Annotated in this window: 24 protein-coding genes; 18 read left to right on the forward strand and 6 right to left on the reverse strand. The window is 33.1% G+C overall.

Annotation, left to right across the window (positions count from 1 at the left end):
• Positions 1-64: 64 nt before the first annotated feature.
• From EQG63_RS06570 to EQG63_RS06645, 16 genes are all read left to right on the forward strand, one after another.
• Positions 65-517 carry a YciI family protein gene (locus tag EQG63_RS06570; RefSeq protein WP_129435561.1) on the forward strand — a complete coding sequence of 151 codons (453 nt, stop codon included), beginning with the start codon at positions 65-67 and terminating at the stop codon, positions 515-517.
• A 10-nt stretch (positions 518-527) separates the two neighbouring features.
• On the forward strand, positions 528-1,163 hold the full coding sequence (locus EQG63_RS06575; protein WP_164974473.1) for a DUF998 domain-containing protein: 636 nt from the start codon (positions 528-530) through the stop codon (positions 1,161-1,163).
• A complete protein-coding gene (gene gloA2 / locus EQG63_RS06580) occupies positions 1,147-1,536 on the forward strand; it encodes an SMU1112c/YaeR family gloxylase I-like metalloprotein (RefSeq protein ID WP_129435563.1) in 390 nt (129 codons plus the stop codon). Before EQG63_RS06575 ends, gloA2 begins: the two co-directional genes overlap by 17 nt.
• A gap of 84 nt (positions 1,537-1,620) precedes the next feature.
• Complete coding sequence (locus tag EQG63_RS06585) at positions 1,621-2,157, forward strand: IS1096 element passenger TnpR family protein (RefSeq protein ID WP_129435564.1); 537 nt, start codon at positions 1,621-1,623, stop codon at positions 2,155-2,157.
• 74 nt (positions 2,158-2,231) lie between these two features.
• Positions 2,232-3,290 carry a nucleoid-associated protein gene (locus tag EQG63_RS06590; protein WP_129435565.1) on the forward strand — a complete coding sequence of 353 codons (1,059 nt, stop codon included), beginning with the start codon at positions 2,232-2,234 and terminating at the stop codon, positions 3,288-3,290.
• A 63-nt stretch (positions 3,291-3,353) separates the two neighbouring features.
• A complete protein-coding gene (locus EQG63_RS06595; RefSeq protein ID WP_129435566.1) occupies positions 3,354-3,863 on the forward strand; it encodes a DUF4442 domain-containing protein in 510 nt (169 codons plus the stop codon).
• Between the two features lie 58 nt (positions 3,864-3,921).
• On the forward strand, positions 3,922-5,850 hold the full coding sequence (locus EQG63_RS06600) for a vWA domain-containing protein (RefSeq protein WP_129435567.1): 1,929 nt from the start codon (positions 3,922-3,924) through the stop codon (positions 5,848-5,850).
• Complete coding sequence (locus tag EQG63_RS06605) at positions 5,847-7,100, forward strand: dihydroorotase (RefSeq protein WP_129435568.1); 1,254 nt, start codon at positions 5,847-5,849, stop codon at positions 7,098-7,100. The genes EQG63_RS06600 and EQG63_RS06605 overlap by 4 nt, the downstream gene beginning before the upstream one ends.
• Positions 7,101-7,110: 10 nt before the next feature.
• Positions 7,111-7,434, forward strand: coding sequence for a DUF4870 domain-containing protein (locus EQG63_RS06610; protein ID WP_129435569.1), 324 nt, complete (start codon positions 7,111-7,113; stop codon positions 7,432-7,434).
• A 3-nt stretch (positions 7,435-7,437) separates the two neighbouring features.
• Entirely contained in the window at positions 7,438-8,088 is a 651-nt protein-coding gene (locus EQG63_RS06615) for an alpha/beta hydrolase (RefSeq protein WP_129435570.1), read from the forward strand.
• A 4-nt stretch (positions 8,089-8,092) separates the two neighbouring features.
• A complete protein-coding gene (locus EQG63_RS06620) occupies positions 8,093-8,662 on the forward strand; it encodes a pentapeptide repeat-containing protein (RefSeq protein WP_129435571.1) in 570 nt (189 codons plus the stop codon).
• Positions 8,663-8,685: 23 nt separating this feature from the next.
• Positions 8,686-9,606: an ankyrin repeat domain-containing protein gene (locus tag EQG63_RS06625; protein ID WP_129435572.1), complete on the forward strand. Its 921-nt coding sequence runs from the start codon at positions 8,686-8,688 to the stop codon at positions 9,604-9,606.
• A 9-nt stretch (positions 9,607-9,615) separates the two neighbouring features.
• The gene (locus EQG63_RS06630; RefSeq protein ID WP_129435573.1) at positions 9,616-9,915 is read left to right on the forward strand and encodes a DUF1905 domain-containing protein; all 300 of its coding nucleotides are present in this window, start codon (positions 9,616-9,618) and stop codon (positions 9,913-9,915) included.
• 35 nt (positions 9,916-9,950) lie between these two features.
• Entirely contained in the window at positions 9,951-10,778 is an 828-nt protein-coding gene (gene ygiD / locus EQG63_RS06635) for a 4,5-DOPA-extradiol-dioxygenase (RefSeq protein WP_129435574.1), read from the forward strand.
• A 46-nt stretch (positions 10,779-10,824) separates the two neighbouring features.
• A complete protein-coding gene (gene pepT, locus EQG63_RS06640; RefSeq protein ID WP_129435575.1) occupies positions 10,825-12,066 on the forward strand; it encodes a peptidase T in 1,242 nt (413 codons plus the stop codon).
• 27 nt (positions 12,067-12,093) lie between these two features.
• Positions 12,094-12,669, forward strand: coding sequence for a YdeI/OmpD-associated family protein (locus EQG63_RS06645; protein ID WP_129435576.1), 576 nt, complete (start codon positions 12,094-12,096; stop codon positions 12,667-12,669).
• A 53-nt stretch (positions 12,670-12,722) separates the two neighbouring features.
• Here the strand turns inward: EQG63_RS06645 and yajC are convergent, their stop codons facing one another.
• From yajC to EQG63_RS06670, 5 genes are all read right to left on the reverse strand, one after another.
• Positions 12,723-12,995, reverse strand: a complete 273-nt coding sequence (yajC, locus tag EQG63_RS06650; protein ID WP_129435577.1) for a preprotein translocase subunit YajC — start codon at positions 12,993-12,995, stop codon at positions 12,723-12,725.
• 2 nt (positions 12,996-12,997) lie between these two features.
• Complete coding sequence (locus tag EQG63_RS06655) at positions 12,998-13,510, reverse strand: DUF1573 domain-containing protein (protein ID WP_129435578.1); 513 nt, start codon at positions 13,508-13,510, stop codon at positions 12,998-13,000.
• A gap of 10 nt (positions 13,511-13,520) precedes the next feature.
• Positions 13,521-14,432: a transcription antitermination factor NusB gene (gene nusB / locus EQG63_RS06660; protein WP_129435579.1), complete on the reverse strand. Its 912-nt coding sequence runs from the start codon at positions 14,430-14,432 to the stop codon at positions 13,521-13,523.
• A gap of 142 nt (positions 14,433-14,574) precedes the next feature.
• Positions 14,575-17,061 carry a T9SS type A sorting domain-containing protein gene (locus EQG63_RS06665; protein ID WP_129435580.1) on the reverse strand — a complete coding sequence of 829 codons (2,487 nt, stop codon included), beginning with the start codon at positions 17,059-17,061 and terminating at the stop codon, positions 14,575-14,577.
• A gap of 102 nt (positions 17,062-17,163) precedes the next feature.
• Complete coding sequence (locus EQG63_RS06670) at positions 17,164-18,267, reverse strand: Glu/Leu/Phe/Val family dehydrogenase (RefSeq protein ID WP_129435581.1); 1,104 nt, start codon at positions 18,265-18,267, stop codon at positions 17,164-17,166.
• 194 nt (positions 18,268-18,461) lie between these two features.
• On the opposite strand from EQG63_RS06670, the gene EQG63_RS06675 reads away from it, so the two are divergent.
• Positions 18,462-20,222: an ABC transporter ATP-binding protein gene (locus EQG63_RS06675; protein WP_129435582.1), complete on the forward strand. Its 1,761-nt coding sequence runs from the start codon at positions 18,462-18,464 to the stop codon at positions 20,220-20,222.
• Positions 20,223-20,295: 73 nt separating this feature from the next.
• Positions 20,296-20,667: a PUR family DNA/RNA-binding protein gene (locus EQG63_RS06680; protein WP_164974487.1), complete on the forward strand. Its 372-nt coding sequence runs from the start codon at positions 20,296-20,298 to the stop codon at positions 20,665-20,667.
• Positions 20,668-20,723: 56 nt separating this feature from the next.
• Here the strand turns inward: EQG63_RS06680 and EQG63_RS06685 are convergent, their stop codons facing one another.
• The gene (locus tag EQG63_RS06685; RefSeq protein WP_129435584.1) at positions 20,724-21,062 is read right to left on the reverse strand and encodes a tRNA-binding protein; all 339 of its coding nucleotides are present in this window, start codon (positions 21,060-21,062) and stop codon (positions 20,724-20,726) included.
• Positions 21,063-21,104: the final 42 nt, after the last annotated feature.

Consider the following 21,104-nt stretch of genomic DNA (forward strand, 5'->3'; position numbering starts at 1 on the left):
ATTTTTAGGAGATGAATTGTAATCGAACTTTATTTGTAAATTTGAATATCACTAAATCAAAAAAATGAAAAACTTACTGTATACTCTTTTAGTACTTACCTCATTTCAAGTGGTAGCACAAGAAAAATCAGTTTATGATGAAAAACTAGCCGCAGCACTAGGAGCTGATGATTATGGTATGAAAACTTATGTGTTTTGCATCCTTAAAACAGGTAGTAACACCACAGCTACCAAAGAAGAACGTCAAAAATATTTTGAAGGTCATATGGCTAACATCAACAAATTAGCATCAGAAAAGAAGTTAGTAGTAGCAGGTCCATTCATGAAAAATGACAAAAATTATAGAGGTATTTTCATTTTCAATTGTAAAACTGTAGAAGAAGCTCAAAAATTAGTCGAAACCGATCCGGCCGTTCAAGCCAAAATATTTGATGTTGAATTAACGCCATGGTATTCAAGTGCAGCTCTAATGCAAGTAAATGAAGAGCATGAAAAATTGGCCAAAACAAAATTTTAAAAACCTTTTTATGAAAAAAAATGCCTTTTATTTCGGATTACTGGGTGTAATCTTATTTGTCATAACAACAATAATAGCTGGAATTGTATATCCAAATTACAGTCATCTATCACAATTTATTAGTGAATCGTATGCTGTAGATGCGCCTTATGCTGACCCGCTTCGCTTTTATGGTTATATTCCAAGTGGCATTTGCTTTATCCTGTTTGGTTATTTTTCAAATGCATATTTTCCTAAATCAACTCTTAAAACACTTAGTTTGATTGGTATCGGATTGGGTTACGGGTTAGGCACCATTATTTGCGGTATTTTCAATTGTGATGCCGGTTGCAATCCCAATTTTGTCAATCCAAGTGTTTCTCAAATAATTCATAATTTAAGCGGAATGCTAACTTATTTAATAGTCCCAATTTCTATTTTAGGCTTCGGAATTGCCTCTCGAAAATGGAGTAATAGTGCACTTCTTTCTAATATCAGTTTAATAGTTGCTGTTCTAAGCTTCGTATTTGTGGTCGTATTAAATCAAAACCTCGATTCTGACTATAAAGGATTAATTCAACGAATTATTGAAGGCAGTATTTTGTTTTGGATTTTAGTTTGTGCTTTACATATTTCAAAAGCAACTGAACATGCTACAACTCCGTAAAATTCATCATATTGCTTTAATTTGTTCCGATTATCAGAAGTCGAAACACTTTTATACTTCCATTTTAGGCTTGGAAATTATTCAAGAAAGATACAGAGCGGAACGCCAGTCTTTCAAACTAGACCTAACACTCAACGGAATCTATACCATCGAATTATTTTCATTTCCAGATCCTCCCAAAAGAGTTTCCAGACCGGAAGCATCCGGTTTACGTCATCTGGCTTTTGAAGTAACTAACCTTGAAAAAACCAGAGAATATTTCTGTACACTTAGCATCATTGCAGAAGAAATCAGAACCGATGAATACACCCAAAAGCGTTTTTTCTTTATCGAAGATCCCGACGGACTTCCTATTGAATTCTATGAGAGCTAATTAAAATCTTATCAACAAAAAAGAATTCCTAAATACTAAATCGAAATTAAATTTTACCTTTGATCTTTCAATAATATTACGATTATGATTTATAAATTCAGAGTCATTCTTGACGCAGAAGAAGATGTTTTTAGAGATATTGCTATTGAAGAAAAAGATTCTTTAGAAGACTTACATAATGCCATTGTCAATGCTTTTGGATTTGACGGATTAGAGATGGCCGCTTTTTATACCTGTGATGACAAATGGAATCAAGACGAAGAAATTCCGTTGTTTGATACAGGCGATAATCCAGGCGAAGGTTTAACGATGGGCGATTACCTATTGTCTTCTATGTTTGATGATGAAAATACCAAAATGATTTATGTGTATGATTTCCTAAACATGTGGACATTCTTTGTGGAATTGGCTGCTGTTGAAGAAAGAGAAACTGGCGTTAATTATCCTGATTTATTATTCTCTCACGGAATTATGCCTGCCAGTGCACCAGATAAAGAATTTGAAGCTGAAAAAGGAGATTTTGACAGCGAATTTGAAGACGATTATGACGAAGACGACTTAGACATGTTTGAAGGAGATGACTCGTTTGAAGATTACGGATTCGAAGAAAACTGGAATTAAGAAGTTATTGTAATACTGGATTATAAAATTTAATGATTTCTATTGCCTAATGGCTTATGCCTAACAACTAAAAAATGATCAACCTATTTAATACCCACATCGACAATCTTTCTATTCACCGAGTAGGAAACAAAAGTCGCAACGAAGCTATTTTCTTATCAGAACAACCGTATGGTTTAAACGATGAGATCATGCCTTTGTTGAAAGAATTTTTCTTCAAACCTTTTAGAGATAAAGAAGAGAATTATTTCCAATTTGCGCACGACGTCGATTTAGAATACAATGAAATGTACAACTTGACTACCGAGATTTTCAACAATCCGAGCAATGTACACGATATTTCTAAAAAAATTACGCAGCATTTATTTGAGCAATCCAACCATCCACACATCAAAAACGGAGAAGTATATGTAGCTTATTTGACCAATGTGTCTATAGATAACAAACCGTGTGATGCTATTGGAATTTTCAAAAGTGAAATTAAATCCGATTTCCTCCAATTTGAAGAAAAAGAAACCCAATTGGAAATGATTTTACAACAAGGAATCAACTTACAACGTTTGGACAAAGGGTGTTTGATTTTCAATTACAAAAAAGAAGAAGGATATAAAATTCTTACAGTAGACAGCAATCGTTACGATGCCCGCTATTGGTTAGAGCATTTCTTAAGTGTAGATGCTTTTCAAGATGAGAATTTCATGACGAAAAAGTACTTGAAATTTTGTCAAGATTTTGCCAAAGACGTGGTATTACCAGCAGAAGACAAAAAAGAAGAAGTAATGTTTATGAATCGAGCGGTAAATCACTTTGCGAAGAATGACAACTTTGAAGAATCGTTATTTTTGAATGAAGTAATAGATAATCCTGATTTAATTTCAGAATTTAAAAACTACAAAGTAGACAAAGGCGAAAAATACAGTATTGAAGATTTAACCACCTTCCCTATTGCTAATGCTGCCGTGACCGATGCACGACGTAAAATGAAAAACGTAATTGAATTGGATACCAATATTCAAATCAAATTGGATTTTATTAACCCTGAAAGTGCCGAAAAGTATGTAGAAAAAGGCTGGGACGAAGAAAAACAAATGTATTATTACTTAGTATATTTCAATAAGGAACAAAAATCCTAATACTCTAAAATCCTCAAGTACGCTTGAGGATTTTTTTTATCTTTGAAAAACAACTTTTAGAATATGTACCAACAATTATCCAAAATTGCCCGAAAATTCATGAAAGAATCTACGATGTTTAAAGTAGGTTTCAATCTTTCTCCTATGTACAGAAGAAGTACGGCACGAATTCTTTCGGTTTCTGATGATTTGCATACCGTCAAAATTAGAATTCCGTTAAATTGGAAAAACAGAAACTATGTCGGTTCTATTTTCGGAGGCAGTTTATTTGCTTCTGTCGATCCGATTCCCATGATTCAATTGATGTATATTTTGAAAGAAGACTATATCGTTTGGGATAAAAGTGCGCATATTCAGTTCAAACGTCCTGCTCGTGAAGCCATGTATGCTTCTTTCGAATTTACCGCAGCAGAAATTGAAAGGATTATTGAAAATGTAAAAGAAAACAACGAAATTGAACATCCAAAAGTTACTTACATTACTAATAAAACGGGCGATACTGTATTTTGTGAAGTAACCAAATCCATTTATATTGCCAATAAGGAGTTTTTTAAGAACAAGAGACGAAATTAAACTCCTAATCTTTTAAACATTAAACTTAAAATAGTATTTTTGACAAACCTTTTCACAAATGCAATTCAAACATCCTGAAATTCTGTATTTCCTTTTCTTACTGGTTATACCAATTTTAGTGCATTTGTTTCAACTTCGAAAATTTAAAATTGAATATTTTACCAACGTAAAATTACTTAAAGAACTTTCGATTCAAACCCGAAAAAGTTCTAAAATCAAAAAATACTTATTGCTTGCTACTCGGCTATTACTATTAACTGCTTTAATTATAGCCTTTGCTCAACCGTTTTTCGCTGCCAAAGATAGCAAGAGTAAAAACAACGAATTGTATGTTATACTTGACAATTCCTTTAGTATGCAAGCCAAAGGACAAAAGGGTGAACTACTAAAACGTGCCGTTCAAGATTTACTCGAAAAAACACCCGAAAATGTACAGTTATCTATTGTCACCAATAGTGAGGAATTTTGGAATACTTCGATAAAAAACATACAAAAAGAGCTGCAAAACTTATCGTACAGTGCCATTCCTTTTTCGTTAGAAAATGCCCTAACCAAAGTCAAATCGCACAACAGTAATAACCAAAAAGATATTGTGATAATTACGGATGCTATAGGTTTAAAAACGCAATCGTTAGCAAATGTATCAGAAAACACCAAAACGTATTTCGTAATTCCTGAAGCCGAAAAGCTCGAAAACATTGCTATTGATAGTGTTTTTGTAGCACAATCTTTAGAGAATTTTTATGAAATTGGCGTAAACGTTTCTTCAAATTTTGAAGAAGAAAAATCGATTCCGGTTTCGATGTTCAATAACGAAAGCTTGATTGCCAAAGCCATTTTAAAACTCAACAAACGCAAACAAACCTTAAGTTTCACCATTCCAAAAGCGGAATTCAATGGTTATATAACTTTAAATGACAATAGCTTAGCTTTTGACAATACGTTTTATTTTTCCATTTCAAAACCATCAAAAGTAAATGTTTTGAGTATTGGCGAAAATGAGAAAAGTACGTTTTTATCCAAAATATATACCCAACCCGATTTCAATTATCAAAACGTAACGATTAATGCACTCGATTATAGTAAAATTCCGAATCAGGATGCAATAATCTTGAATGAATTGGACAATATTCCTTTGGCGATGCATACTAATTTGAAGAAATTCATCGAAAAAGGCGGCAATCTAGTTTTTATTCCTTCTGTTAAAAACGACTTACAGAACATCAACAGTTTTCTGGCTAATTTTGGCAACCTTCAATTTGTAAACCTTCAAAATCAAGACAAGAAAATTACCAAAATCAATTTTGCCAATCCACTTTTTGCTAATGTTTTCGAAAAGAAAATAAGCAATTTTCAATATCCATCCGTCAAACAAAGTTTCGGTGTGAAATCATCGGCATCACAAGCCATTACTTATGAAGACCAAACAGGATTCTTAAATAGCATTTTTAAAAATTCAGGTGCTGTTTTTATCTTTTCAGCACCAATAAATAAAGAAAATTCCAACTTTCAAAATTCACCACTTATTGTCCCAACTTTTTATAAAATGGGTAGTATTAATGATAAAAACGGGGTGAAATTTGAAACTATTGGCAACAGTCAATCGGTACTTGTTCCAGCTGTTTTATCAAAGGACGAAGTAGTTTCGATCAAAAACAATTCGGAGGAATTTATTCCAATGCAACAAATCATGGACGATAAAGTCAAAATTTCATGCGGAGATAATCCGAAGAAAGCAGGAAATTATGAAATTGTTCAGTATAAAAAATCGGTGGGAACACTTAGTTTTAATTATGACCGAAAAGAAAGTGCCCTAACGAGTCCTAGTAGCGAAAGTATCGACCAAATAAATCAAATAGACAGTTTAGAATCGTTTTTTGACACTATTGAAATAGAGCGTACTGATAATCAAATCTGGAAATGGTTTCTTATTTTTACGCTGATCTTTTTATTCCTTGAAATTCTTATTCAAAAATTTATAAAATGAGTATAATTATCCGAAATGCCCGAATTATTGAAAACAACAATCCTTTTCACAATCAGATTGTCGATATCAAAATTACCGATGGCACCATTGAAACGATAGGAACTAATCTTCAAGCCTCAGGCGACTCACAAGAGATTAAGTTGGATAATTTACATCTTTCATCAGGTTGGTTTGACACCAGTGTTTCCCTTGGAGAACCTGGATTTGAAGAGAGAGAAACCATCAGTAACGGCTTAGAAGTTGCAGCAAAATCAGGATTTACAGGAATAGCGCTACAACCCAACTCCAACCCTATTTTAGACAACCAATCGCAAATTCATTTTGTCAAGCAAAGAGCCCAAAATAAAGCTACCGATTTATTTCCGATTGGGGCTTTAACTCAAAAAAGTGATGGAATTGATTTGGCCGAACTTTTCGATATGAAAAACGCCGGAGCTATTGCTTTTGGAGATTACAACAAAAATCTAGACAATGCCAATCTGCTTAAAATAGCCTTACAATACACGCAAGATTTTAACGGAAAAGTAATTGCTTTTTCACAAGACAATACCATTAAGGGAAAAGGAATTGTAAACGAAGGGATTGTTTCGACACAATTAGGATTGAAAGGAATTCCTTCATTAGCAGAAGAATTAATCATTGCACGAAACCTTTTCATCTTAGCATATACCGGCGGAAAACTACATATCCCTACCCTTTCTTCTGCAAAATCGGTGGATTTGATTCGAGAAGCAAAAGCAAAAGGCTTAGAAGTAACTTGTAGTGTTGCAGTGCACAATTTACTGGTTACGGATGCCGTTTTAGCGAGTTTTGACGCTAATTACCGAGTTACACCACCACTTCGAACGGAAAACGATAGAAAAGCGCTAATCAATGGTGTTTTAGACGGCACAATTGACTGTATTACTTCCGATCATAATCCGATCGATATTGAACATAAGAAATTGGAATTTGATTTGGCTAAAAATGGCACCATCGGACTAGAAAGTGCTTTCAGTACTTTGCAAACCGTTCTTCCAACCGAAGTTATCGTAGAAAAACTAACGGCAGGACGAAGTGTTTTCGGAATAGAATCTATAACAATAAAAGAAGGTCAAAAAGCTAACATCACTTTATTTACAAACGAAGGAACGGCTACTTTTGAAGAAAAAGACATACTTTCAAAATCTAAAAATTCGGTATTCTTAGGTCAAGCGACAAAAGGAAAAGTCTACGGAATCTATAACAACAATCAATTAGTATTATCTTAAATAGTAAACCATGAACAACTCTATAGAAGAAGGAAAACAAGCCGCTATCATCAGTTATGTGACTATCATTGGTACTGTCATTGCCATTTTTATGAATAATGAAAAGAGAAATGAATTTTCTTCGTTTCATATTCGTCAAGCTTTAGGAATTAATTTGACCTATTTTGCATTAGGCTATTTTATAGGTTATTTTGATAGCTGGATGATTTCATCAGCCTACTGGACTTTTATATTCATCTTATGGGTTTTCGGATTCATTGGTGCCTTACAGGGTGAACAAAAACTAGTTCCTTTAGTTGGAGAATGGTACCAAAAAATATTTAAAAGCCTATAATTTATGAATCTTTCACTATATCACCTAGTTCGTGAGCCTAAAATAAAATTAGATAAAAATCCGCTTATCCTATTACTTCATGGTTATGGAAGTAATGAAGAAGATTTGTTTTCATTTGCTTCCGAGTTACCCGAAGAATATTATGTGATTTCTACACGAGCACCCTACGATATGATGTATGGCAGTTATGCTTGGTATGCGATTAATTTTGATGCCGATGAAAAGAAATTTTCCGATTTGGACCAAGCCCGTTCTTCGCGTGATTTAATCATTCAATTTGTGGATGAATTGGTGGCTAATTATGCTATCGATGCTAATAAAATTACGCTGGTTGGTTTTAGCCAAGGTTCAATTTTAAGTTATGCTATTGCACTTTCATATCCGCAAAAAATTCAACGAGTGGTGGCAATGAGTGGCTATTTCAATGAAGAAATTGCTGTAGATAATTACCAAGCCAACGATTTTACAAAACTGCAAATCTTTGCTTCTCATGGCAATGTAGATCAAGTAGTTCCCGTAGAATGGGCACGAAAAGCAAAACCTGTTTTAGATCGCCTTGGAATTTCAAATGTCTACAAGGAATATCCGGTTGGACACGGTGTGGCGCCTCAAAATTTCTACGATTTCAGAAATTGGTTAAACGAAACAAAATAACACTATGAGCGAATTCATTTTCGATAAGACATTTGAACACACAACCATTTCAAAATACCAACTTTGTAATAACGAATACGAAAATTGTACTTTTAACTATTGTGATTTTACCGATTGTAACTTTACGGGTGCCATATTTGTCGATTGTACTTTTAACCATTGCAATTTTAAAGAAGCTAAAATTGGTCATGTAGGATTGCGACAAGTCATGTTTATCGATTCCGATTTTACAGGAGTTAATTTTGCCATGACCGACCAAGTAATTTATGAATTTCATTTCACTAATTGTTTGTTGGATTATGCCATGTTTTATAAGTTAAAATTGAAAGGAATGCAGTTTACCAATTGCAGTATGGTTTCGGTCGATTTTATGGAAAGCGATTTAACCGAAGCCTTATTTGACAATTGCAACCTTCGATTGGCGGTATTTTCAGATACTAATTTAACCAAAGCCGATTTTTACTCTAGTCAAAACTTCTCTATCAATCCTGTAAAAAACAAACTTAAAAAAGCGATTTTTTCCAATGAAAATGTGAAAGGATTATTAGACAAATTTGAAATTATAATCAAATAGTAGTGTTTAATCTAATATAGTTCATGAAAATTACACTGAAATATAATACCGTTTTAATTGATCATAAGAATTCAAGTATTGTTTTTGATAACGAACTACAAAATGCTGTTAAAAAGTTAAATGAATCGAAAAGTGAGATTCACCAATGGATTGAAGAGGATCTTGAAAATGCAATAATTATAAACTCTAAAATAGAATTCAAAGTAGATATCGATAACAACAGCGTTTACTGTGTTATAACTTATTCTTTAGAGGAAAGTATTTCAGAAATTGAACTTGAAAAATTAATAGAATCAACTTCCGATCAATTAATTGATGGATATGGTGAAAAGGATTGGGAAATAAAATATGGTAATAACTACATAACTTTAGAAATTGATCATCATACCCAAAATGTATATCCATTTGAAATTAAACAAATTGAATCCAAAAAAAATGAATTAAAAGCCGGAATTATTCCAAATAATTACGCAAAAAAAATTGAAAAGGCCGTCGAAACAGGGAAAATTGAAATAGTACAAAAATATTTAAAGGAAGGTGGAGACATCGATTATGTAGGAAAGTGGGAACAAACTTTATTAATGAAAGCTATTCAGAGTAATCAAGAAGAAATTGCACTTTTACTAATTCATAATGGAGCTGATATAAACAAAGTAGATGACGAAAACAATACGGCACTTTTCAAAACAGCATTTTATGGACTCACAAAAACTGCTCAAATTCTAATTGAAAAAGGAGCAAATGTTAATGCATTATGTCGAAATGGTTGGACTACTTTGATGATGGCTTCCAACAGAAAACAATTTAATTTGGTAAAACTTTTGGTCGAAAATGGTGCTGATATTTTTATTGAAGATGATTATGGACACACTGCGTTAGATACCACTGATAGAGAAATTTTTGTCTATTTAAAAGAATTAAAATCTAAACTAGAAGTTAAGTAAAACACTAAAATGTCCAACTTCATTCAATATGATTTTTCTGCAAAAATATGGCAGTATGAGGGGCCAAATGGTTGGTATTTTGTTTCCTTACCTCAAGATATTTCAAAAGAAATTAGAGAGCATCTTAAATGGCAAGAAGAAGGTTGGGGACGTTTAAAAGCGTTTGCAAAAATAGAGCAACACGAGTGGAAAACTGCAATTTGGTTTGACACGAAACAAAATACCTATTTACTACCCTTAAAAGCAGATGTTAGATCAAAATGCAAATTAGAAAAAGAGCAAGTGATTGAAGTAAGTATTTTTGTTTAAATTTCTGATTATATTTATGTCTCAAAAATAAAATCATGAATCTAAATCAATTAGATACTTTAATTTCACAATTTCCTTTAACGGAAAAAATGCCTGTTTTATTTCTTGGACATGGGAGTCCGATGAATGCGATTGAAGAAAATCAATTTGTAGCCGGATTTCGAAATATCGCCAAAACCATTACAAAACCGAATGCTATTTTATGTGTTTCGGCACATTGGTACACTAAAGGCACCAAAGTAACCGCTATGAAGTTTCCGTCCACTATTCATGACTTTGGCGGATTTCCCGAGGCACTTTATCAAGTACAATACAATGCTGTTGGCAGTCCTGAATTAGCGGAAACAACCAAAGCACTTTTAGAACCTGTAAATGTAGATTTAGACCATCAATGGGGCTTGGACCATGGCGCCTGGAGCGTTTTAAAACATTTATATCCAAATGCCGATATTCCTGTAATTCAATTGAGTATTGATTATACCAAACCTGCTGAATATCATTTTGAATTGGCTAAAAAACTTCAATCCTTAAGAAATAGAGGCATTTTGATTGTCGGAAGTGGAAATATTGTACACAATTTAGGAATGGTCGATTTTGCCAATATCAACAAAGTCGATTATGGCTATGATTGGGCGATTGAAGCGCATGAAACCATCAATAACTATTTACTAGAAACCAATTACAAACCTTTACTTTCTTATGAAAAACAAAGCAAAGCGATTCAACAGGCCATACCAACCCCTGATCATTTTTTGCCCTTGATTTATACTTTAGGATTACAACAACCCTCCGAATCTCTTTCCTTGTTCAATAATCATTTATTGGCTGGTTCTTTAAACATGACAAGTGTCAAAATTGGCTAAATAAAAACCAATTTTAAACTATATTTGTTCTTTAAAAATAAAAAAAATGCAACATATCATTGACCGCTTTATAAGCTATGTAACTGTCGACACCGAGGCAGATCCAAATTCAAACACCACACCCAGTTCTGCCAAACAATGGGATTTAGCCAATAAACTTGTAGAAGAATTAAAAGCCATTGGTTTACAAGATGTTTCCATCGATGATAAAGCGTACATTCAAGCTACCTTACCAAGTAATATAGATGAAAAAGTACCAACAATTGGATTCGTTTCTCACTTTGATACTACACCCGATTTTACCGGAGCGAATGTGAAACCACAAATCGTTAAAAATTATGATGGTGGCGATATTATCTTAAACGCTGAAAAAAATATTGTCTTGTCTCCTTCTTATTTTGAAGATTTACTTTTATACAAAGGACAAACTTTAATCACTACTGATGGAACAACGTTATTAGGTGCTGACGATAAAGCGGGTATTACTGAAATCGTTACAGCAATGGAATATTTAATCCAAAATCCGCACATCAAACACGGAACTATCAAAGTTGGATTTACACCTGATGAAGAAATTGGTCGTGGCGCCGACTTTTTTGATGTGGAAAAATTTGGTTGCGATTGGGCCTATACAATGGATGGAAGTCAAATTGGCGAATTAGAATACGAGAATTTCAATGCGGCCGGTGTCAAATTAAAATTCAAAGGAAAAAGTGTGCATCCTGGTTATGCTAAAGGAAAAATGATTAATGCGATGACTTTGGCTGCTAAATTCATTACTGCTTTACCAGCAGGAGAAACACCAGAAGAAACACAAGATTATGAAGGGTTTTACCATGTCGTGCATTTAGATGGAAGTATTGAAGACACTAATGTACAAATGATCATTCGTGATCACGACCGAACCAAATTTGAAGCCAGAAAAGTTCATGTTCAAAAAATGATTGACGATTTAAATGCAAAATATGCCAAACAATTTGGCGGTGATATCGTTGAAATCGAAATTAAAGACCAATACTATAACATGCGTGAAAAAGTGGAACCTGTAATGCACATTGTAGACATTGCCGAAAAAGCCATGAAAAATTTGGGTATCACTCCAATTGTAAAACCAATTCGTGGTGGTACTGATGGTTCTCGTTTGTCGTACATGGGATTACCTTGTCCTAATATTTTTGCAGGAGGACATAACTTTCATGGGAAATACGAATACGTTCCGGTGGAAAGCATTCAAAGTGCCATCAATGTTATTGTAGAAATCGCTCAAATTGTTGCGAAGCAGAAATAAAATTGGTCTGAATTAACTTCGGAAAACATGGATAAGGAATTAAAAACCTGGCACAGTAATGAATTGTGGGATAAAGAAATAGAATTTTTACAATCGATCATTTCCAAAACCCCTTTAGTAGAAACCACCAAATGGGGTGGCATTGTGTATACCTATAACGATAAAAATATTGTGGGGCTGGGTGGTTTTAAATCGTATGTTGGCCTATGGTTTTTTAATGGTGTTTTCTTAAAAGACCCTTATCAAGTATTAGTAAGCGGCAACGAAGGAGTCACCAAAGCACAACGTCAGTGGCGATTTAATGCTTTCGAAGAAATTGACGAGAAAAAAGTGTTAGCTTATCTTCTGGAAGCTATCGAAATTGAAAAAGAAGGAAAAGTACATAAACCCGAAAAATCACCATTGGTTATGTCGGAATTTTTTCAAGCGTATTTAATAGAAGAAAAACTTACCAATGCTTTTGAAAAATTCAATTTAACCAAGAAAAAAGAATTTGTAGAATACATTGATACTGCCAAACAAGAGAAAACAAAACTCACACGTTTGGAAAAAATAAAACCACTAATTGCCGAAGGAATTGGTTTGAATGACAAATACCGATAAAAAAAGAGAGCCTTTCAATTGAAAGGCTCTCTTTTTTATTTGATTAGAACAAATTACTTTTTATTTACTGCTGCAGATAATTCAACAGAAATTGCAGAACGTTCCATTTTTATTTTACCAGACATGGTTTCAACAATAACCGTAGTATCCGCTAATTCTGCTATTTTACCATGCATACCACTTTTAGTAACAATTTTGTCTCCTACTTTTAGTGAAGCTTCAAATTCTCTTTCTTTTTTAATTTTTGATTGTTGTGGTCGAATCATAAAAAAATAGATTACCACAAACATTAATATATATGGTAAAAACTGTGCAATTTGAGTCATTTTTATTTAGTTTTTGGTGTTACAAAGGCTTTAAACTTAAGGACTTCATGTCCTTCTTCTGTATTGGTTGAAAGTGTAATCGATTTTTTTTGCTCTCCTGGTTTATTCGTAGAATTAAATGAAAATTTTATCTCACCAACTTCTCCTGGTAAAATAGGTCGTTTAGTCCAATCAGGAATAGTACATCCACAGCTGGCTTGCGCATTCATGATTACTAAATCGGTTTTTCCCGTATTTTTTACTTTAAAAACGTGATTTACTATTTCACCTTCCTTTATGGTTCCAAAATCAAAAATTTCACCACCAACAATTTCCAATATAGGATAGTTTTTGATTTTATTTTTATTTTGTTGTTCAAGCGACTCTTGCATACCAAAAGTATCGCTTGATAAATTTTGAGGGATCACTTTATTGTTTTCGTCAATTACAATTGATGCAAACTCTTCTTTGTTTTTACATGAAGTCGATGCTAAAATTGCTACAAGAGCAATCATTTTGATACTATTTTTAATCATAAATCAATAATTACATTAATCCGCGACCGGCTTTTTTAAGTTTGCCATTGGCGGTAAAATCTTTTACTAAATTATCTAAAATTCCGTTGATAAATATAGAACTTTTTGGAGTAGAATATTCTTTAGCTAATTCTAAATATTCGTTAATTGTTACTTTGACGGGAATAGATGGAAATTTTAACAATTCACAAATAGCCATTTTTAAAATAATAGAATCGATTTCGGCAATACGATCCGACTCCCAATTTGGGGTCTTATCGGCATATTCTTTTCCTAAAGCGTCTTCGTTTAGAATTGTTTTTCTGAAAAGCTGTGAAACATACTCTTTATCTTCGGTATCATTATACAATTTCGGCACAAAGAAATTTCCGTTATCAGTATCTTGAATAGATTTTAATTGTTTGTGGATAAGAGTGTTCACCAAAGGAATATCATCAATCCAAGTCAATTTATGGTCTTCCAAGTACTCGTATAACTTAACATTAGGTGCTATGATATCAGTGAAAATTGCAATTACTAATTCTTTATCGTCATCGAAATTAGAAGCACTTTTACTCATATATTCATCATATATGTTACTTTCTTTAATCTCGTTTAAAAGAATAGTGATGTACTCATCATTCACTTTCCAGTTGTTGATTTTACGATTTTCTAAAGCAATGGATAACGAATTATTATCATCTAACAATTGGAGTACTTTGTTACTGACGAACTTTAAATTTGGATTTTTCTCAGTTTTAGTTGCTAAATGTTTGTTTCTTGAAATTTCAAGGAATTCCAATTCTTTTTTTCTAATTTCTACCAAAGTAGAAACCATGATAAGATACAAATCTTGAACATTTTCGATACTTTGAAACAAGAATTTTTCTTCTTTTTCAATATTATCAGAATGATTTTGATGCATGGCATATAGTGTTTGCATCACCTTTAGTCGAATATGTCTTCTATTTAACACCTGTGTAAGAACTTTTAAAATTAAGGAAGCGAAAGAATTTCTTTCGCTTCACAAAAATACAATTTTATTTAAATCTATAAAGAGATAAAAACACTAATTTAATTAGTCATTAATTTTTAATGATTTTTTTAGTGCTATACTTCCCATCTGCGATGATTTTTACCAAATAAATTCCATTAGAACAATTTCTTAAATCAATAGTCGTTTCAGAAGTAGCTGTGAAATCATTTTTTACAAATATTACTTTACCCATGATATCTGTAATTTCAATTTTCTCCGGAATTACATTACCCAATCTAATATTGAAAACATCGTTAAATGGATTTGGAAAGATGGAAATATTTTCAAGCATAAACTCGGTAGTTCCTAATAATGCTGGTAAAGGAGACTGCCATATCCCACGTCCAAAAGTAGCCGCTGTAATATTATTATCTACATAATTAATATCTAAATCGGTTACTTTAACATTCGGTAAATTTGTTTCAAATGCTTGCCATGTTGACATCGTATCGTCAATATAATACACTCCTAAATTAGTACCAACATATAAGGGATTACTTGAATTTAAAGCTTGATGTTTAATACAAAACTTGCCAATTGAAGGCAATCCTGACGCAATATTTGTAAAAGTAGCACCACCATCCGTTGATTTTAATGCCTGTCCAGAAGTACCACTCGTAGTTATGTATACCACATTACTTAAAGTAGAATGTACACATAAAGATGTCACAGCAGACGAAGCAGTATATATCAAAGTAAAATTAATTCCTTTATCAGTACTTTTATAGATCTGAGAACCGTTAATAACATACATGATATTGTCATTACTCGGGTCAATTTCTACTAATTCTACATCTCCTGTACCAAAACTAGTAACATTTTGTTGCACCCAAGCATTACTTACTAACTTATACAATTGTGTATATCCAGCATATAATTCCCCTAAACTATTGATTGCCATTGGTGTTACCCAGTTACCTCCTGAATCATTGGTTCCTGTTTCTCCTGCAGGAGCACTACATATAAATGATGAATTACTTATGCCACCTGTAGTATTTTTATACAATGAACCTCCGTATTGAATAAATCCATATAGCGTATTTTGATTGTTTGGATCGATCGCAACATCCATTCCATCACCACCCTGAATTCTTTTCCATTGATTATTATTAATGTACGCATGACACCCATTATCTTGATGCCCTGTCATTATTTTTGTTGATGTTTGTTTCGCAACTGCTAATTTGTAAACAATTTGGTTTTGAATTGTTTTGGTCAAATCAGTAAAATTAGTACCCCCATTTGTTGATACGTAAATTCCACCATCACTTCCACAATATAATTTATTACCAAAAAAACGTAAGATATGAATATCAGCATGTGTATAGGATGGAGTAACTGAATTCCAAACATTCACACGAGTTAGTGTAGTACCTCCATCTGTCGATTTCCAAACGTTCAAACAACCCGTATAAATTTCTTCTGCATTAGTATCAGATACACCTAAAGCATAATCATACCAAGATTGAGTTGATTCGTTCACATCAGTAGTGGTATTTCTAGCTGCAAAAGTTACTCCTGAATCTACCGAACGATACACTCCTTGAAACCCATCAGAAGTAGTTGAGCTCAATACATAAACATAATTTGCATTCGCAGGGGTAACATCAATTACTAATCGTCCTGAAGTCGCAGGTAATCCAGTTGTTACAGCAGTAAATGTACTTCCAGAGTCTGTAGATCTGTAAAATGTAGTAGTCGAAACCGCATATACCACTGTTGGGTCTGTTGGTTTGATTTTAATATCTTTAATATTGCCCGTTAATGTTCTTGTCCAACTTGTACCAGCATTTATTGACTTATATACCCCAGAACTAGTAGCCACCCAAACCATATTAGAATTCGATGGATTAACATAAATATCCGAAGCTCTAGACGGTCCAGAGATTGTTCCTGTTATTGTCCAACTTGCACCACCATTTGTCGATTTATATACTCCAGCAAAATTAGTATCCGAATGGTTTCGGTCGCCAGTAGCAATGTAAATAATATTGGTATTATTTGGATCTATTGCAATTCCGGAAACTCCAATTTGAGGAAATTCATCAAATAACGAAACAAAAGAAGTTCCTCCATTGGTTGATTTCCATAAACTTCCTGCAGGAGTACCAACATATATGATATTTGGATTCGTTGGATCCACAGCAACAGCTTGAATTCTACCTTGACCATTTGAATTATAAGGTAAAGTTCCAAAAACAGGCTGCCAGTTACTTGTTGCTGCTAGTGATGATCTATTCGCAGCACGATTTAGTTTTTCTTTATTAAAAATATCCAATAATTGTTGGCTTGTTAAAATAGCACCATCATCGTTTAATTGATTTTCATTATTATTTAACCATCTCATGAATAATTTTGCACCACTCCCTTTTGCATTTTTATCATGTGTTGACCAATAATTATCATAAGCTTGTTTCATTTCTTCAATGGAAGCAGTTTCGTTTTTATTCGCTAATGCTTTCATCCAAGGAGCTTCAGAAACATATTGCGCTGACATAGAGGTCGCTAAAAACAACAATAAAGTAATGTATTTCATAAAACGGGTATATTTAGTTGTCTGCAAATATAAAAAAGTTTAATATAGAAAAAGCCTTCTCATTATATAAATAAGAAGGCTTTAATTATTATTGAAACAAACTTATTTTGCTATTTCTTTTTTTCTTAAATCGATACGATTTTGAGCAATTTTAAAGGCTGCTTCGTGTGTTGTAATTTTATTAGCATCTGCATAATCGAAAATTTCTAACGTGGTATTGTAGATATTTTCAGTTCTACGCATTGCTTCGTCTTTACCGTAATGAGCAATTTCTCCATATACATTTATAATTCCACCGGCGTTAATTAAGAAATCTGGTGCATATAAAATACCTTTATCTTTAAGCATTTGTCCATGTTTGATTTCGTTTGCCAACTGATTATTAGCAGCACCTGCAATCACTTGTGCTTTTAATTTTCCAATTGTGTCATCATTAATCGTTGCTCCAAGAGCACAAGGCGCATAAATATCTACATCAGCAGCATATAAATCATCCCCTGAAAATATTTTGGCTCCGTATTTATTACCAATTTCTTGTAAACGTGCTTCATTAATATCAGAAATAACCACTTTTGCTCCTTCGGCAGTTAAATAGTCAACTAATGTTTCTCCTACGTGTCCAATACCTTGAACTAATACGCGTTTCCCATCAAGGTTGTCAGTACCAAATTTATATTTTGCAGCCGCTTTCATTCCCATATAAACACCGTAAGCTGTTACTGGAGAAGGATTTCCTGAACCACCGATTGCTTCCGATATACCGGTTACGTGAGTAGTATGCTGACGGATTAAGTCCATATCTGGAGTCGTTGTACCAACATCTTCAGCAGTAATATATCTACCACTTAAAGAATTCACAAACTGACCGAATTTAATAATCATTTCTGGAGTTTTATCTACTTTAGAATCTCCAATAATAACTGCTTTCCCCCCACCTAAATTCAATCCTGAAATAGCTGATTTGTAAGTCATTCCTCGAGACAAGCGCAGAACGTCATTTAACGCTTCCCATTCGTTTGTGTATTTCCACATTCTAGTTCCGCCAAGTGCAGGTCCTAGAACAGTATTGTGTATACCAATAATTGCTTTTAAACCAGTATCTTTGTCGTTACAAAAAACAATTTGTTCGTGATTATCAAAAGAAAGTTGACCAAAAACTGGGTCTACTTTATGAAGTTCACTAGCTTTTAAAGATTCAGTGATCATATTGAATGTTATTTTTGTTTTAGATTTATAAAAAACCGATGCAAAAGTACAGTTTTAAATCAAATGTTTGCAATTTTAAAGTAAAATATTCTAACTTCATTACATTTTTAATAATTTTATTATTCGTAAATAATTCAACAAAATTGTATTTTTCATTGCAAATTTCACAACAAAAATCAAATTTAAACACATAAATGAAAGAACTTAAGCAAATTAACCATTACTTTCTGAAATATAAATTTCATTTTTTCGGTGGTATTTTAGCAACAATTGTAGCACAATTTTTTTCATTGGTTTCTCCTAAATTAATTAGTAAGTCGATTGCAGCAGTAGAAGACTACCTCAAACAGAACCAAACCAACCCACAAGCCATCAAAGAGTTACTAATTGAAAACATCTTTTATATCTCTCTTGCTGTTTTAGCTTCAGGTATTTTAACCTTTTTAATGCGACAAACATTGATTGTAATGTCAAGACATGTCGAATTTGACATGAAAAACGTGGTATTTAAGCAATACGAACTGTTAACACAGCATTTCTATAAAAACAATCACACCGGTGATTTAATGAACAGAATCAGTGAAGATGTTGGGCGTGTACGAATGTATGTCGGACCTGCCGTAATGTATACTATAAATACGATTATTAGATTTGCGATTGTAATTATTTATATGGCGGAAGTATCCCCACAACTAACTTTACTAACGCTACTCCCACTTCCCATTTTAGCCTATTTCATCTTCAAACTGAGCACATCCATCAACAAAAAGAGTTTGGCTTTTCAAAAAAATTTATCTGATTTATCAAGTTACTCCCAAGAAGTTTTTTCAGGAATACGAGTGGTGAAATCCTACAGTATTGAAAATAAAATCCAATCCGCATTTGATGTGTTATCTTTAAAAAGCAATGAAAAGAGCTTAGAATTGGCCAAAACTCAAGCATTTTTTGGTCCTTTGATGTTATTATTGATTGGAATTAGCAATTTATTAGTGATCGCATTGGGAAGTTATATGTACATCAACGGAAGTATTACCAAAATTGCGGTTATAGCAGAGTTCATCATCTATATTAATATGCTGGTGTGGCCGGTAACTTCTATTGGTTGGGTTTCTTCATTAGTTCAAGAGGCAGAAGCGTCACAAAAACGTATCAATGAGTTTTTAAAAATTGAACCTGAGATTCAAAATAATAACGCAAAACCAATTACTATTGAAGGCAATATCACCTTCCATAATGTTTCCCTAACGTATGAAGATACTAATATTAAAGCACTAGATAACGTTTCCTTTGAGATAAAAAAAGGAGAAACCGTTGCTATTATTGGCCGAACGGGCTCTGGAAAATCAACACTTTTATCGTTATTAAGTCGTTTATACGACCCTACTGAAGGCTATATATTAGTAGACGGTCATAATATTATAGATATCAACTTAGAAAACCTCCGCTCCAGCATTGGTGTGGTGCCCCAAGATGCCTTTCTATTTTCGGATACTATTAAAAACAATATAAAATTTGGCAAAGAAAATGCCAGCGATGAAGAAATTGTTGTGGCAGCAAAAAATGCCGATGTTCATGATAACATTATTCATTTTAAAGAGCAATACGAAACGCTATTGGGCGAAAGGGGTATTTCGCTATCGGGTGGACAAAAACAGCGCGTATCCATCGCTAGAGCCCTTGTAAATGACCATCAAATTTTATTACTTGATGATTGTTTATCGGCAGTTGACACAGAAACGGAAGAAGAAATTTTAAATAATCTCGAAACCATTTGCCAAGGAAAAACAACAATTATTGTAAGTCATCGTGTATCATCGGCCAAAAATGCCGATAAAATTTTCATATTAGATAACGGCAAGATTGTACAACAAGGCACTCACAATCAATTAATAAGTCAAGAAGGATATTATGCCGCACTTTATTTAAAACAGATTTCCGAAAAAGAATTGTTATAAATAGTTTGGTTGTCACTATTTTTTTTATCAAATTTGGGCATCACAACACAAAAATAAATTTGATAGAATGAGAATGAACGAAAATGATATGTTAGAAAAAGAAGAAATTTTTTCTAAGGTACTACGTGCAGGAAGAAGAACGTACTTTTTTGACGTACGCTCAACTAAAGCTGATGATTACTATGTAACCATTACAGAAAGTAAAAAATTCACTGAAGAAGATGGTTCGTTTCACTTTAAAAAACACAAAATCTATTTATACAAAGAAGATTTTGCTGCCTTTAGAGATATTCTTGATGAAATGACCGAATTTGTTTTAAATCAAAAAGGAGAAGAAGTAATTTCGGAACGTCATCAAAAAGATTTCAAAAAAGAATATCAAAATGAGGGACTAACGGATGAACCTCGCACGAATTTTACCGATATTGATTTTGACGATATTTAATTAATTGTCAAAAAAATAAAGTAACAAGCCTAAATTCTAACGATTTTAGGCTTTTTTTATGCAATTCGCAGTCCGTTTTCTACTGTTTTATCACTTGTTAGCAGTATTATTTCATTTTCTAACCCAACCGATCCTAAAACCAAACATTCGCTCATAAACGTACCAATTTGCTTTTTAGGAAAGTTCACCACGGCAACAATTTGTTTTTGCACTAAATCTTCTTTCGAATAACATTTTGTAATTTGTGCCGATGATTTTTTGATTCCGATCTCTGGTCCAAAATCGATTACAAGTTGGTATGCTGGTTTTCTAGCTTCCGGAAAATCGTTGACTTCAATAATAGTTCCAACTCGCATTTCCACTTTTTCGAAATCGTTCCAAGTAATTGTTTCCATAATTAATAGATTTTAATATTGTGGCTTCGGACTTCGAGAATC

Origin of the sequence: Flavobacterium amnicola (genome assembly GCF_004122165.1) — a bacterium.
In the GTDB taxonomy this organism is placed as follows: domain Bacteria; phylum Bacteroidota; class Bacteroidia; order Flavobacteriales; family Flavobacteriaceae; genus Flavobacterium; species Flavobacterium amnicola.

Excerpts from the sequence above, each read along its gene's own strand:
- EQG63_RS06630 (WP_129435573.1), top strand. The coding sequence starts at position 9,616 with ATGTCCAACTTCATTCAATATGATTTTTCTGCAAAAATATGGCAGTAT.
- EQG63_RS06675 (WP_129435582.1), top strand. The coding sequence starts at position 18,462 with ATGAAAGAACTTAAGCAAATTAACCATTACTTTCTGAAATATAAATTT.
- EQG63_RS06575 (WP_164974473.1), top strand. The coding sequence starts at position 528 with ATGAAAAAAAATGCCTTTTATTTCGGATTACTGGGTGTAATCTTATTT.
- EQG63_RS06585 (WP_129435564.1), top strand. The coding sequence starts at position 1,621 with ATGATTTATAAATTCAGAGTCATTCTTGACGCAGAAGAAGATGTTTTT.
- EQG63_RS06625 (WP_129435572.1), top strand. The coding sequence starts at position 8,686 with ATGAAAATTACACTGAAATATAATACCGTTTTAATTGATCATAAGAAT.
- EQG63_RS06685 (WP_129435584.1), bottom strand. The coding sequence starts at position 21,062 with ATGGAAACAATTACTTGGAACGATTTCGAAAAAGTGGAAATGCGAGTT.
- EQG63_RS06665 (WP_129435580.1), bottom strand. The coding sequence starts at position 17,061 with ATGAAATACATTACTTTATTGTTGTTTTTAGCGACCTCTATGTCAGCG.
- EQG63_RS06615 (WP_129435570.1), top strand. The coding sequence starts at position 7,438 with ATGAATCTTTCACTATATCACCTAGTTCGTGAGCCTAAAATAAAATTA.
- EQG63_RS06610 (WP_129435569.1), top strand. The coding sequence starts at position 7,111 with ATGAACAACTCTATAGAAGAAGGAAAACAAGCCGCTATCATCAGTTAT.
- pepT (WP_129435575.1), top strand. The coding sequence starts at position 10,825 with ATGCAACATATCATTGACCGCTTTATAAGCTATGTAACTGTCGACACC.
- EQG63_RS06605 (WP_129435568.1), top strand. The coding sequence starts at position 5,847 with ATGAGTATAATTATCCGAAATGCCCGAATTATTGAAAACAACAATCCT.
- nusB (WP_129435579.1), bottom strand. The coding sequence starts at position 14,432 with ATGCAAACACTATATGCCATGCATCAAAATCATTCTGATAATATTGAA.
- EQG63_RS06590 (WP_129435565.1), top strand. The coding sequence starts at position 2,232 with ATGATCAACCTATTTAATACCCACATCGACAATCTTTCTATTCACCGA.
- EQG63_RS06600 (WP_129435567.1), top strand. The coding sequence starts at position 3,922 with ATGCAATTCAAACATCCTGAAATTCTGTATTTCCTTTTCTTACTGGTT.
- EQG63_RS06645 (WP_129435576.1), top strand. The coding sequence starts at position 12,094 with ATGGATAAGGAATTAAAAACCTGGCACAGTAATGAATTGTGGGATAAA.
- EQG63_RS06570 (WP_129435561.1), top strand. The coding sequence starts at position 65 with ATGAAAAACTTACTGTATACTCTTTTAGTACTTACCTCATTTCAAGTG.
- gloA2 (WP_129435563.1), top strand. The coding sequence starts at position 1,147 with ATGCTACAACTCCGTAAAATTCATCATATTGCTTTAATTTGTTCCGAT.
- ygiD (WP_129435574.1), top strand. The coding sequence starts at position 9,951 with ATGAATCTAAATCAATTAGATACTTTAATTTCACAATTTCCTTTAACG.
- EQG63_RS06655 (WP_129435578.1), bottom strand. The coding sequence starts at position 13,510 with ATGATTAAAAATAGTATCAAAATGATTGCTCTTGTAGCAATTTTAGCA.
- EQG63_RS06670 (WP_129435581.1), bottom strand. The coding sequence starts at position 18,267 with ATGATCACTGAATCTTTAAAAGCTAGTGAACTTCATAAAGTAGACCCA.
- yajC (WP_129435577.1), bottom strand. The coding sequence starts at position 12,995 with ATGACTCAAATTGCACAGTTTTTACCATATATATTAATGTTTGTGGTA.
- EQG63_RS06620 (WP_129435571.1), top strand. The coding sequence starts at position 8,093 with ATGAGCGAATTCATTTTCGATAAGACATTTGAACACACAACCATTTCA.
- EQG63_RS06595 (WP_129435566.1), top strand. The coding sequence starts at position 3,354 with ATGTACCAACAATTATCCAAAATTGCCCGAAAATTCATGAAAGAATCT.
- EQG63_RS06680 (WP_164974487.1), top strand. The coding sequence starts at position 20,296 with ATGAACGAAAATGATATGTTAGAAAAAGAAGAAATTTTTTCTAAGGTA.